16 protein-coding genes and 1 pseudogene are annotated in these 13,097 nt (G+C 31.8%); 4 read left to right on the plus strand and 13 right to left on the minus strand.

Annotated elements, in window-relative coordinates; translation table 11 throughout:
- Positions 1-6: 6 nt before the first annotated feature.
- Both ACB104_RS01745 and ACB104_RS01750 read left to right on the plus strand, forming a co-directional pair.
- On the plus strand, positions 7-1,113 hold the full coding sequence (locus ACB104_RS01745) for a heparan-alpha-glucosaminide N-acetyltransferase domain-containing protein (protein WP_370476556.1): 1,107 nt from the start codon (positions 7-9) through the stop codon (positions 1,111-1,113).
- Positions 1,100-1,516 (plus strand): TfoX/Sxy family protein, encoded by a 417-nt coding sequence (locus ACB104_RS01750; RefSeq protein ID WP_370476557.1) that lies wholly within the window; start codon positions 1,100-1,102, stop codon positions 1,514-1,516. The genes ACB104_RS01745 and ACB104_RS01750 overlap by 14 nt, the downstream gene beginning before the upstream one ends.
- Here the strand turns inward: ACB104_RS01750 and ACB104_RS01755 are convergent.
- The 6 genes from ACB104_RS01755 to ACB104_RS01780 all read right to left on the minus strand — a co-directional run bounded on the left by ACB104_RS01755 (position 1,511) and on the right by ACB104_RS01780 (position 4,831).
- Positions 1,511-2,080, minus strand: coding sequence for a hypothetical protein (locus tag ACB104_RS01755; protein WP_370476558.1), 570 nt, complete (start codon positions 2,078-2,080; stop codon positions 1,511-1,513). The two genes, ACB104_RS01750 and ACB104_RS01755, sit on opposite strands and share 6 nt — an antisense overlap.
- Before the next feature lie 243 nt (positions 2,081-2,323).
- Complete coding sequence (locus tag ACB104_RS01760) at positions 2,324-2,740, minus strand: hypothetical protein (protein ID WP_370476559.1); 417 nt, start codon at positions 2,738-2,740, stop codon at positions 2,324-2,326.
- Between the two features lie 11 nt (positions 2,741-2,751).
- The gene (locus ACB104_RS01765) at positions 2,752-3,222 is read right to left on the minus strand and encodes a hypothetical protein (protein ID WP_370476560.1); all 471 of its coding nucleotides are present in this window, start codon (positions 3,220-3,222) and stop codon (positions 2,752-2,754) included.
- A gap of 137 nt (positions 3,223-3,359) precedes the next feature.
- Positions 3,360-3,842 (minus strand): hypothetical protein, encoded by a 483-nt coding sequence (locus tag ACB104_RS01770; RefSeq protein WP_370476561.1) that lies wholly within the window; start codon positions 3,840-3,842, stop codon positions 3,360-3,362.
- A 201-nt stretch (positions 3,843-4,043) separates the two neighbouring features.
- Positions 4,044-4,415 (minus strand): hypothetical protein, encoded by a 372-nt coding sequence (locus ACB104_RS01775; protein WP_370476562.1) that lies wholly within the window; start codon positions 4,413-4,415, stop codon positions 4,044-4,046.
- A gap of 50 nt (positions 4,416-4,465) precedes the next feature.
- The gene (locus ACB104_RS01780) at positions 4,466-4,831 is read right to left on the minus strand and encodes a hypothetical protein (protein ID WP_370476563.1); all 366 of its coding nucleotides are present in this window, start codon (positions 4,829-4,831) and stop codon (positions 4,466-4,468) included.
- Between the two features lie 334 nt (positions 4,832-5,165).
- On the opposite strand from ACB104_RS01780, the gene ACB104_RS01785 reads away from it, so the two are divergent.
- Both ACB104_RS01785 and ACB104_RS01790 read left to right on the plus strand, forming a co-directional pair.
- On the plus strand, positions 5,166-6,413 hold the full coding sequence (locus ACB104_RS01785; protein ID WP_370476564.1) for a T9SS type A sorting domain-containing protein: 1,248 nt from the start codon (positions 5,166-5,168) through the stop codon (positions 6,411-6,413).
- 210 nt (positions 6,414-6,623) lie between these two features.
- The gene (locus tag ACB104_RS01790) at positions 6,624-7,070 is read left to right on the plus strand and encodes a DUF2846 domain-containing protein (protein ID WP_370476565.1); all 447 of its coding nucleotides are present in this window, start codon (positions 6,624-6,626) and stop codon (positions 7,068-7,070) included.
- A 334-nt stretch (positions 7,071-7,404) separates the two neighbouring features.
- Here the strand turns inward: ACB104_RS01790 and ACB104_RS01795 are convergent, their stop codons facing one another.
- The 7 genes and pseudogenes from ACB104_RS01795 to ACB104_RS01825 all read right to left on the minus strand — a co-directional run bounded on the left by ACB104_RS01795 (position 7,405) and on the right by ACB104_RS01825 (position 13,095).
- Positions 7,405-8,451: a toxin-antitoxin system YwqK family antitoxin gene (locus tag ACB104_RS01795; protein ID WP_370476566.1), complete on the minus strand. Its 1,047-nt coding sequence runs from the start codon at positions 8,449-8,451 to the stop codon at positions 7,405-7,407.
- Between the two features lie 12 nt (positions 8,452-8,463).
- Complete coding sequence (locus ACB104_RS01800) at positions 8,464-8,772, minus strand: hypothetical protein (protein ID WP_370476567.1); 309 nt, start codon at positions 8,770-8,772, stop codon at positions 8,464-8,466.
- A gap of 701 nt (positions 8,773-9,473) precedes the next feature.
- Positions 9,474-10,076, minus strand: coding sequence for a porin family protein (locus ACB104_RS01805; RefSeq protein WP_370476568.1), 603 nt, complete (start codon positions 10,074-10,076; stop codon positions 9,474-9,476).
- A 398-nt stretch (positions 10,077-10,474) separates the two neighbouring features.
- Positions 10,475-10,960, minus strand: a complete 486-nt coding sequence (locus ACB104_RS01810) for a hypothetical protein (RefSeq protein WP_370476569.1) — start codon at positions 10,958-10,960, stop codon at positions 10,475-10,477.
- Between the two features lie 254 nt (positions 10,961-11,214).
- Positions 11,215-11,604: a hypothetical protein gene (locus ACB104_RS01815; RefSeq protein ID WP_370476570.1), complete on the minus strand. Its 390-nt coding sequence runs from the start codon at positions 11,602-11,604 to the stop codon at positions 11,215-11,217.
- A 260-nt stretch (positions 11,605-11,864) separates the two neighbouring features.
- Positions 11,865-12,008: pseudogene (locus ACB104_RS01820) on the minus strand (IS3 family transposase); the annotation flags it as partial.
- 94 nt (positions 12,009-12,102) lie between these two features.
- The gene (locus ACB104_RS01825) at positions 12,103-13,095 is read right to left on the minus strand and encodes an NAD-dependent epimerase/dehydratase family protein (RefSeq protein WP_370476571.1); all 993 of its coding nucleotides are present in this window, start codon (positions 13,093-13,095) and stop codon (positions 12,103-12,105) included.
- Positions 13,096-13,097 lie beyond the last annotated feature (2 nt).

Raw genomic sequence — 13,097 nt, forward strand, 5'->3', positions numbered from 1 at the left:
ACAGAATTGCAAGTAACCCGATTATATTTTATTGATGCGGTAAGGGCATTTGCCATTTTAATGATGCTGCAAGGACATTTTATCGACACCTTGTTAATGCCCGTTTACAGAGACAAAGCTAACTTGGCATATAACGTATGGTCTTATTTTAGAGGTATTACGGCACCTACTTTTTTCACCATTTCTGGGTTGGTTTTTACGTATTTGTTATTGCGTGCCTATGCCAAAGGGGATGACAAAGCCCGAATTAAAAAAGGACTTTTTAGGGGATTGCTGCTACTAGCCATTGGTTATAGTTTACGTATCAATATCATAAGTTGGTTAAAGGGTTATTTTAACAATTATTTTTTTGTTGTTGATGTACTGCAATGTATTGGCCTATCATTAATTTTTTTGGTAGGCATGCACCTGCTACTAAAAAAGCATAGCTATATTTTTTCCGTGGTATTGTTTACCATTGGTTGTATTTGTTTTGTAACCGAACCGCTTTACAGAAACCTTACTATTGAAGGCATACCCCAATTTCTGGCCAACTATATGTCCAAATCAAATGGATCTGTTTTCACAATTTTACCTTGGTTTGGCTATTCGGCTTTTGGAGCCTTTATATCCACTGTATTTTTTAGGCATGTGCACCGCGAACAATTTAAAGTGTTTACCATAGCAACTTTTTTTATTGTTGGGTATTTACTTATTTATCATTCCTCGTGGGTTTTACTCAAATTATCTGGCATTACTGGCATAGAACTGTTAAAAGAGAGTGCCGACTACAATTACTTATTCACAAGATTGGGCAACGTGTTCATTCTTTTTGGGGTTTTCTATAGCATTGAACGTTTTTTAAAGCAATCCATCATAGCTCGGATTGGCGAAAAAACCTTATCCATTTACGTCATTCATTTTATATTGCTTTACGGAAGCTTTACGGGTTATGGCCTTAAACGATTTTTGAACCAATCATTAAGTCCATATGAAGCTATCTCTGGTGCCTTGCTATTCATGTTGGTGGTCTGTTTTATTTCGTTCCACTATGCCAAGACCAATACTTTTGTGTATAATTTAATTCGAAAACTCACTGATAAACTTAAAGACTATTACCATGGCCTACGATGAATTTTTAGCTGACCGGATTAGGCAGCAACTCAAGGAAAAGCATGTTGTTTTTTCCGAACTAAAAATGATGGGTGGCCTATGCTTTAAAGTAGACAATAAAATGCTTTGTGGCATCCATATCGATAAAAAATTTGGTGATAGTTTGCTCATGGCTCGCATTGGGGAATCGGTTTATGAACAAGAGCTTAAAAAACCCGAATGCTTACCAATGGATTTTACGGGACGCCCCATGAAAGGCTATATTTTTGTTACCCCCGAAGGTTTTGACACCGATAAAGATTTAGCCTATTGGATTGATTTATGTTTGGCGTTTAACCCTTTGGCGAAAGCCAGTAAGAAAAAAAAAGAGCAACAAACAAGACCAAAAAAAGCTAATTTTACCAGTAAAACAAATAAGCTATAAACTAGGGTCTCCTTGCACCGAAAATGTCGAAACCATAATCAATTCTTGGTTTGAGGCATTAATATTATTCACAATAATACCATACTCTGCTCCCCTTTCAAAATTTGTTATTGTAAGCATATAAGATTTCTCCCCATATTTTTTTGCTTCGAAACTTAAGTTATTCAAATTATTTGATGAAAGTCCCGTAAATGTCCCCCAAGATGCAAGTTCAGCTAGCCTTTTTTTCTTTTTCTTCTCGAACTTAAATATTTGTATAATTGAAATTGGATCTGTTTCATTATCTACTGCCCTAACAATTAATTTTATTTCATTATCAGGATTAAATGAGGCCCCTGAACAGCATCCAGGAACGTCAATTTTTGTTTTTAATTTTCCAATTCCTGCAAGATAAACACTGAGACCCGCTTTAGTTTTTAACTTAATTTGTTCCTTTTCAAGGTTAAGAATAGTATTGTCTGTCTTAATAATAAATGCCTCCCCAACAAAGGAAGGTTCCTCAAATACTTCTTGAGCATTAATAAAATATGAAACAAGAAATAATATTAAATATACTTTTTTCATAATGTTAGATTTAATTGCTGATAAATTATAAGTCTTATATAAATTGAGATTCGCCTTAAATTTTTCATTAACACAACTTATGTAGTTAATACTTGTTTAATTTTACAAAATCTTAATATGCCATGAAATGATGAATATCATTTACACCATCAAACACGATACTTATACGATAAAACAAATAGTTATCTCTAATATTTTCAGAAATTAATATATACTTATAGAGAATTACTATATAGTTATTTCTTATGAACTAAATGGAGCATTAAAATTGCGGAATTTATATATGAATACTCCTATTCCAGTGATAAGAACCCCTGTTAAGAAATTGGATACATTTTTATCTTTTAGTTTAATTTTTTCAATGCTTTTCTCTTCGATTTCTATTTTTACTTCCTCCCAATTAGTAACGCTGTAGCGTTTATTCTCTGCAGTTATAATTTTTTCATTTTTTTTAGGCTGTATCCCATAAATTTTATTATCGACAATTTCAATTCTTTTATATTTATAAGATTGATTGTCAAAAGTCTTAACTTTAACTTTTGCATTGCCCTTAATTGCTTCTTCTAGAGTGACTGTTCTATAAACTGAACAGCATTGAAAAAATATTAATGCGGCTAACAAAAGAGCTATTTCCCTTAACTTATTTTTTATTGATTTCATGTGGCTTCCAATTAAAAATCGTCACATAGGGTTAAGTTGTCTACGTTTACCGAAGTTTTTGAAAGATATTCAGAATAAGAATCAGTTAATTTCCCATCTTCATATAGTGCGTATTTAATTTCCATAGAGTTGCCTGTCACTGTTAATGTAAACAAAACCATATATTCAACACCTTCAAGCTCTTCGACAAACTTGAGCTCTAGTGTGTTACTGGAATTTTTGGTTGTGGTAACTGAGTCATAATCATCATCCATAGTACCTAGATAGTATTCATAACAATCTCCATATTCTTCCCAAAATTCAAATGGGCTGTTTACGTTATCAATAACCCTGAGGTAAAATTCTTCATCAAAGCTTGAGTAAACCCATACAGTACCTTCATATTTTTCTAAAAAGGTTGCAATTGAATCATCATTGTTATCACTTTTACTACAATTAAACATTAAAAGCGATAGAGCTAAAACGTAAATTATTTTTTTCATGACTTGTTTATTTTAGTTATTTGCACATTACCGGTTACTTAAAAAGAAGCAGTATAGAAAATCATATTAGCTTAATAAGGTAATACAAGAAAAACCTAAAGGCAATGATTAATATCATACAGTTGGGCCAACCAAAACTATCCCCTTTTACCATATTTTCTAGTACCACTATTGGCCCCAGAGAGGGTATAAAGTATAGAATCATTGGAAATTTTTTGATATAATGTATTGTAAACTGGTTTTGATCCATTAATCCTGTCTTTCTCATGCCTGATACTATAATAATAAGTGGTATCTGTAGCAATCTCCTCAAGTAGTAATTTATCATAATCTCCCCAACTAATACTATTTAGTATCTTATTTGTACTAGAGCCACCTTTCGAATAATAATTTATGACATCATTTTGGGTAAACTGAACTGCATACCAATAATCATCATTTGAATACCAAATACCTCTTATCCATTCTGGAGGAGAAAAATAAGTTTTGTTATCATAATGTACATCTGCCAAATCCCAAACAAATGCATTAATTATGTCATCTCCTTCAAAAATATCACCTCCTGTGCATGAAAAAATAGCAACAGAAAATGTAATAAATAATATTTTTAGTGCTTTCATGACATTGTTTTTTATGTTAGATATAATATTAGTGTCAACTGAAATTATTATAATTGTGCGACAACATAGAACAGAAAGCATATACACGCAATTAAAAGACCGGTCATAATGGCAGATGGATCCTTGTTTATAACGTGTATCATAACAATTTGATCTTAATTAATCAAGACATTGTTAATTCTTTTAAAAATTGTTGCTTTTTCAATACGCTAAATGTGCGACCATAAAGAACGGAAGGCATATAAACGCAATTAAAAGACCGGTCATAATAGCAGATGGTTCCTTGTTTATAACGCGTATCATAACAATTTGATCTTCATTAATCAAGACATTGTTATTACTTTTAAAAATTGTTGCTTTTTCAATACCATAATATTGTCCATCATTGGAGAAGATAATTTTTTTATATTTTACTTCATCTCCATTCCTCTTATAAACTTTTACTTTGCTATTTGCCTGAACCGCCTCTTCAATGCTTATTGGTACGGATTTATAAACTGAACAACTTTGGAGCATTATAAGTAGCGAGAGAAATATTGCTATAGATTTAAAATGTATTTTGGGTGCCTTCATAATATTTTTTTTATGTTAGTTATAAAATTACTTCTCAACTCAAATGATTATTATTTTGAGATACCATAGATGTTTAAGCCAATCCATGTAATTAAAAGACCTCCTGTCGAAATAGATGACTGAACTTTGTCTATGACTCTTATCATAACAATCTCCTCTTCATTAATCAAAACTCGCTTACTTTTGTCAAAAATTTTTGTTTTTCCAATACCATAATAATGCCCCTCATTTGTCATGATGATTTTTTTATATTTTACTTTTTCTCCATTCCTCTTATAAACTTTTACTTTGCTATTGGCCTGAGATGCCTCTTCAATGCTTACTGGTGCCGATTTATAAACTGAACAACTTTGAAGCATTATGAGTAGCGAGAGAAATATTGCTATAGATTTAAAATGTATTCTGGGTTTTTTCATGGTTTTTTAAATTTTACTACATAAAATTACCACTCAATTAACCATAGCATGTCCCAAATAATCTATGAAGGATAAATCAGGACTTCTTAGAAGTCTAAAAAACAATTGCTTTCCTGATGAATATAGTTTTTTACTTTTTAAAATGGAATGATATATATCAGTTGAGATTGGTTGTCTGATTGTAATTTGACTTACAACCTTAAAAGCCTTAATCTAAAAATTCATTAATGCCAAAGACCCTAAATAGTTTATCTAAAATAGCTCCATATTGATTTATATCATTGCACCAAATGATAATTGTATTGACATTTAGGATTAATTAATTCTAAATGTTATGAAAAATTTTACTCTATTTTTTGTTGGGTTTTTCTGTATTATGGCATTTATTTTTGCTCAAAATGTAGAAGTTAAAACCTATTTCGAAGATCAGCACATTGGGGGACTTGCCGATGATGGAGAAAACATATGGGTTGGTGTAGATAACTTAGTGGTAGAAATGGATAAAACTTCCTGGGCAACTTTGGCTAGTTATTCAATTCCCTTGTCAAGCTTTGACCCTAATCCAGACAGATATGCACGTTCGGTTTTATTGAATAGCAACGGATTGGCCTGGGTATTATGCGCGAATCCATTACCTTACTTGGAAAAGTTTAATGGAGATGATAGTTGGACAGAAGTAGCAATACCTGGGTTTCTTACGGGTTTAGCTATTGATAAAGATGACAAGTTATGGTTAGCTACACATAATAATTTATATCAGTATGATGGGACAGATTTAGTTAGTTACGATTGGACAAACACTGATATGCCTTCTACTTCCTTTTCTGCAATTGCTGTAGACAATCAGAATAACAAATGGTTGGGTTTAACATCAGGACTTGTACTACCAAGATGGGCTCCACCAATGTACTTGGTAAAATTTGATGGTATGCAATTTACCAAGTTCACATCTTCGTACCTAGATGGAAGTGATGGCGCCATCCTTTCTATTAGTGTATGTCCTTCCGGAAAAATTTGGATGGGAACTTACGGTAATGGTTTGATTTCCTTTAACGGAGCCAACTGGAACAATTATAGTTCATCAAATTCAGAAATACCCCCGGACTCTGTTTGGAATGTCACAGTTGAGGGAGCCAATATCATCTGGATGTCAACCCAAAATGGCTTAACACGCTTTGATGGAGTAAATTGGGAGACCTATAATACGGACAATTCCACTTTGCCTTCAAACACCATTAATTCCATTTTAGTAGATGAAAACGGAACAAAATGGGTTGGCACCGATAAAGGGCTCATCTCGTTTAAAGGAAATGCCTTAAGCTCTTCGGATAAAAAATTTTCTAAAGTTCAATTTAAATTATTTCCTAATCCAGCCAACGATTTTTTAACTCTTGAAATTTCACCGGATGCTATTAGCTCAACCATAGAAGTTTTCAATGTTCAAGGCAAATTAATAAAATCAATGAAAATGACTAACAATAGTTATATATTGGATATTAGCACTATTTCAAGTGGCATGTATTTTATCCAATTAAAAACCACAAATGGTATGTCCATTAAAAAATTTGTAAAACAAAATTGATTGCAATTTTATATGGATTGGTTTCATTGTTCAAAACCAAATAACACAAAAAAAAGCCGTCTGAAAATCAGAGGGCTTTTTTGAACCTGCATAAGACTATTTTACTTCTTTTCTTTCCCATTGATGGATATCATTGTTTAATACTTGATTTGATTTTAACTTAGGGTATTGACTTAAAAAGGAGTAGAAATAATTTAAAAACTAGGAATCATGAAAAAATTTTTATCCGCATTTAGCTTATTTCTTTTATTAGTTGGCTGTGCTGCAACCACTCAATACGTTCAGGTTTCTGACAGCAACAAAAAGAGTAATAATTACAGTAGCGAAACCATGGCTCAGATATATGTGCTCAGACCGAGTTCATTTGGGTCGGCTATAACATTTAAGATTTATCAGAACGAAAAGTTCATTGGAGAATTAGGACCTAATAGTTATTTGGCATGGCAAGTTGATCCTGCAAATGGTCAAATAGAAGTAATCAGTAAATCTGAAAATTATTCTGTGCTATCGGTAACTCCGGAAGCAGGTAAGACTTATTATATCAAGCAAAAAGTCAAAATGGGATGGATTATGGCTAGAACTGACCTAGAACTGCTTTCAGAAGAAGAAGCCGTTGAAATGCTAAAAAAACTTAAATCTCCTAAAACAAGTGTTTAATTCCATTGTCATAAACTCTGTTAAATTTTTTGGACAGCATATTATTTAGAGAAGATGTTTTGACAAATCAAAAAATATTTTAAAAACAAAATAGCCCTCTGGATCAGAGGGCTATTTTTGATCGCGACAGGATTCGAACCTGTGACCGTCTGCTTAGAAGGCAGATGCTCTATCCAACTGAGCTACGATGTTTTCTGGTCTTAGTTATTCCTGACAAGGCTTGCGCAAATAATGTGCAAAAACTTAACCTTATTAAGTAATAATTTATTTTGTAAAATTAAATATTTTTTAAATTAAAAATCCACAATGGAATTATGATTCTACCGTTCTTAATTTATTTCTTTATAAGATTCCCTTTCTTATCATAATATTTTGAGTCTTTATTAGGTTGTCCATTTGTAAAATATTCTATTGATTGTAATTCTCCTGTCTCGTAATAGGTCCTTTTTACACCTGCTTGAACTCCATTTATAAAATTTCCAATTTCATGTAATTGACCATTTTCATGAAAGGTTTTTGCTTCACCCACTTGTTTCCCATTCTCCAAATTACCTACAAAACGTAATTTCCCACTCTTAAAAAAACCCTTAGTTTCAACTATTTGCAGACCATTTTCAAAATTTGCTATACTAAATAATTGTCCAGTTTCGTAATAAGTTTTCCATTTACCATTCTGATTTCCATTTTCAAAATTTCCAATTTCCCTTAATTGACCAGTTTCGTAATAAGTTTTCCATTCACCATTCAGCTTTCCATTTTTAAAATTTCCGATTTCTTGTAATTGACCTGTTTCGTAAAACTTTTTAGCCTCACCAGTTCTTTCATTATTATCAAAATTACCAACCTCTAATAATTGCCCGGTTTTATAATAAAATTTCGTTATGCCTGTTAATTTACCATCTTCAAAAATTGATATTTTTTGTAATTCACCTGTATCGTAAAATCCTTTAAACTCACCCATTACCTGATTATTTTCATAATGCGCGATTTCTTTTAATTGTCCATTTTCATAAAACTGTTTAACTTCTCCATTTAGTTGACCATTGTCATAATTTTCTAATTGCTGTAATTGACTATTCAAATAAAACTGTTTAATAACACCTTTTAGTTTACCATTTTCATAATTTCCTATTTGTTTCAATTGACCATTTTCGTAAAATGTTTTAAACTCTCCATTTAGTTGACCGTTGTCATAATTTTCTAATTGCTGTAATTGACCATTCAAATAAAACTGTTTATTTTCACCTATCCTGTTACCATCCAAATCATAATTTTCAATAGATTTTAATTGACCACTTTCATGGTATTCTTTCTTAACTTCTTGAGAAAATGTTAGACTGGAGAATAAAACAAATACTAAAAAGAATGCCTTTTTTTTCATCATAATTGAGTTTTATTTATAAATTATTTCTATTGTATTTAATGACCCATTCATTGGCAATTTCCCTGGATAACTGTAATAAACTGGAGAGTTAGATAATATTGTTAAATTTCCAAAGGGACCTTCATCATTCCAATGATCAAAACACCACATACCCTCGTCATCCGTTACCCCCTGAGCACCCAGAACATTATAATCCCCATAATGAATTAACAAATGAAGACCTCTAATGGGATCTTTACTTTCACTTTCTACAAATTTGTAACAAGTTGTAATATATTCCCTATCATCAATTTCTTTTTCCGCTGAACAGGAAATCATAAAGAACACTATTAATATCAATTGATCTATTTTCATAGATAAAATTATTAGTTAATCTGGGCATGAATTTACAATAACTACATTTTATTAATGTCCTATTTAATTGATTAAAGATAAAATAGGACAAACTCAGGCAAGAAAGAGTATAAAAACAAAAAAGCATCTTCTAAAAGGAAAAGCTTCTAACCTTTCTATTACTAAACTAATTTACAATTTATTAATTGTCACCCAGGGAAAGCATTTGTATAGGTTGCGTATTATAAAGTTTTATGCAATAAAGCTTATAATTGAGCAACTTGTACAGGCAGAAAAGAATAGCTCTTTACAATTTTTCCAGAAATTGTAATGTGCTATTAAAAGCGTTGGAGAGCGGCTATTTTGCATAATGTCGTTATAATACAGAAATTAAATGAATGTATTATAACAGCACATTATGTAAACATAGCGATGGCATCAGTGTAGATAAACTTGATGGGAGTACACCGATTTTGCTTAATACATGTGGGCGTTGTTATAAGAAGTACCTTTATTTGTTTCAAATAGATTAATATTAACCTTGTACTCTCTCCAAATAAGAAGGTAAAGCTATATTACTATAATGTTTACATTTTTTAATTGCTGTAAAAAGTAACAAAATATGTGCATTTAGTGTACGCCTCTCTTTTCTTCAATAAATTAAATTATAAAAAATAATTTTAGTTTTATTTAAAAAAGTATCCTACATAAAATTGAAAAACACTATTGTTCCATTCAAAATCTGTATCATCAATAATATTGGAAAGGCCTAGATTATAACGTGCTCCAAAATTTAATCCATTATCCAGTTTATACCCTACTCCAAAATTAAGTCCAAAATCAATTTCTTTAATATCGTCGATATCCTCCTCTCCTGATTCAATAAATCCATCATAATTGTAATCATATTCTACCTTAGCATTTAAGTTAAAACCAATCTGAGGTCCAGCTTCTAAACTCAGACCATCCGTAGGGTAATATTTTACAATTATTGGAAGATTTAAATAATCAAGCTTATATTTTTCTTCTTCCCTACCGAATTCATCTTTATATGAATATTTAGATCCTTGGGAAGAATACAATAGTTCTGGTTGAATAGAAAATATATCTGATAGTGTTACTTCAGCAACTACCCCTAAATGAAATGAAGCCCTAGCATCTAATTCACTTGCAAAATCACCATCAATGTTAGCGAGATTGAGACCTGCCTTCGCGCCAAATATAACTTCTTGTGAATTTCCATAAAACCCACATAAGGTTATTACAAATAGTAAAAAAATACGTTTCATAAAGTTTAATTTAAGTTTAGCTTACTTCCGTTTAAAGTCCTTTTTCAGCATATTCGGACATACAAGATATTTTAATTGAAAATGTCTGAATCTACATCAAATCATCCTATTAAAAAATGATATCGGTCAGTTACAAGAGTCCAGTAACTATTTTACATAATGGCGTTATAGCTTACAACTTTTATTTTACTATAACTACGTGTTATGTAAACATAGCTTGGGCTTTAGTTTCAAATGAATAGGTGGGGTTATTGTGGCTGACAGGGTTTGATTTGAAATCTGATGCTCTATATAGCTATACTAGGATATTTTTAGCCTTAATGATTACACTGAAAGCACCTCCTCTCTATGTGCACCGCTTTAACCTGATTAATTAATATTTTAAATATTATGATTTGTCATTCCTCAGCGTTTACAGATAACCATAGAATAACTACACCAGCAGCAGCAATAACAGGTGTAACTAAAGTTGATACCAAAACCGATAGTCCCGGATTATATTTAGATAGTTTAAGAACTTGGTTCTTATCGATGCGAATCAAATTCTCATACTCTTCAGAATCAGGAACACCAAAATAATTACCTTCCTGATAAACAATTTCCTTGAAATATTTATTTATTGTTTTTTGTGGACTGACAATATCCTCATCCTTAAGTATGGTCCAACTATCCCTGTCATTCAAATCATCTGTACCGTAATAATTTCCAATGTCCGATACAATGTTTCTAAAATATTCATATCCCTTGCCCTCAGACGCAATTACACTAGTTGCTGCTGCTAAATCCCGTGGATTAAGTATCCAAACATGAAAACCATCATTAAAGCCGTCATAATTATATTGATAGCCAGAGAATAACAAATTCTGACTATAATTAGTTTTCAATTTAACTTTCGCTCTATGTTCTGTACATTCTTGCAGCGTGTAGTCTCCAGAATATATTGCACAGCTTTCAAATAGAATGATAGCACTAAAAAGATATGATAGTACTTTTTTCATAATCTCCCTTTTAAAAATTAAACCTTTAACTATTTAAATTCTAAATACAAATAGTTAATCATTATTATTAAATTATTGTTAAACCATCCAAAATATGCCTTCATGGATAAATTAGGATAACTACTTTAACACAGGATTACTTAATTCCCTAATCCCAATTCCACATCAATCAATTCATCCCAAGTAACAAATAATAAACCTATACAAACAACAGGAATTCCAAGAGAGACTATCCATGACAATTTTTTGTCTTTCACCTGTATTTTTGGAAGTTTTTCTTTGTTGATAAGTGTTTTTTCAGTTCTACCGTTCACTATTTTGACACCATATAGATCATCATCAATGATATCTATTCTATTGAATTTAAGTCTAAATTGATTTGGATACTTTACCCGAACACGGGCATTTTGTTTCGTAGCCTCCTCATATGGGGCAGATACAGGTTTATATATTGAGCAAGCCTGAATCAATACTAACAATGCCAAAAGACATGTAATAGCCTTTAAATGTATTTTAACGTTTGTCTTCATTACAATAATTACAACAATAGAGTAATGTAATTAGAACATTTAAAGCATGAAATGATATTCATCACTTAACGCAATCTAAACTGATATCCCTCATTGTGAAATTTTAGTATTACAGTTACATTATTGCTTATGAAATAAGTCCTGATTTATCCTTTCTAAATTTTTTTGGACATTAATTTATAAATGAAAGGTAATTTAAGATATGAGATAAAATTTAAATACAGTAAATCATGAAAAAATTAATTTACATTTTAACATTTCTCTTTCCTGCATATAACAGTAATAGAGTCTTCTCCCTTTAATCCTTCCAACACGTTTCGGATTTTCTCTTCTGATGAGAACTTTCTTCTGGTCTGTCTTTTGATGTCCTTGACAATGGACTCGGCTGATTTCTTCTCTGCCATAATATTTACGTTTTAAGGTTTGTAATAAAGCCTTGAAAGCATGCTTTCAAGTTAATGATCTACTACTTAACTTTATTCCTTAACTGGTAAACATTTAGCTGAAGCTACACAGAAATCGTTTTAAACGTTTCATGCCTTCATCAGTTGAAACCTCGGGAAAATAATTAAAACTCCTTTTTGCAGCTGATATATCATACCAATGTGAACTCGAAAGTTGTTTTGCAATAAACAGGTCGAATGGAGGTTCTTTCTTTAACTTGAAAACTCGGTAAAAAGTCTGAATAGTCCATCCTGCAAATCTTGCAACTATTGGATTAATTCTTTTATCAACGGGGTCAAGTCCACCACAATACAAAAGTCGATCAATAAATTCCTGAACTGAAATAGGTTCATCTTGTGAAATGAAATAAGGCTTACCTCCCAAGCTTTTCGGCTCATCGATCATCTTATTAAGAACCTGAAGGTGCGCCTTTGCTGCATTATCTATATAAGTTATATCCACAAGATATTTTTTCCTGCCCAGTAACCAAAGCTTATTTTTACGCCTTTTTTCAAGCAAACGAGGCATAAAGTGTGGGTCTTCTGGCCCCCAAATCAGATGTGGTCTAAGAGCGACAGTAACAAGGGTATGGTCATTTGCATCAAGTATCATCTTTTCAGCTATAGCTTTTGTCTTTGGATAGAAAGCGTCGAATTTCTCAGGGTAAAGTAAGTCTTCATTCTTTCCTTCTGAATCTCCTGAATACACTACGCTCGCTGAACTGGTATAGACCAGATAACGGATTTGCAATTCGTTGCATGCATTTAATATGTTCTTTGTTCCAGTTACGTTGGTTTCAAAGAATTCACGATACGTACCTTGAATACCTGTTTTGGCGGCCACATGGATTACTGCATCGCATCCATACATTGCTTTTATTAAAGCTTCATAATTCGATAGATCCCCGGCAAATTGTTCTATTCCATTACCATTCAATGAATCATAAAATTTCCTGGAAAATGTATGGATTCTAAAGCCAGCTGCTAGACATTGACAAACAATTGCTTGTCCTAAAAACCCGCCTCCACCGGTTATAAGTATGTTCATAA

It is taken from the genome of Tamlana flava, from assembly GCF_041287255.1.
Lineage (GTDB): Bacteria > Bacteroidota > Bacteroidia > Flavobacteriales > Flavobacteriaceae > Tamlana > Tamlana flava.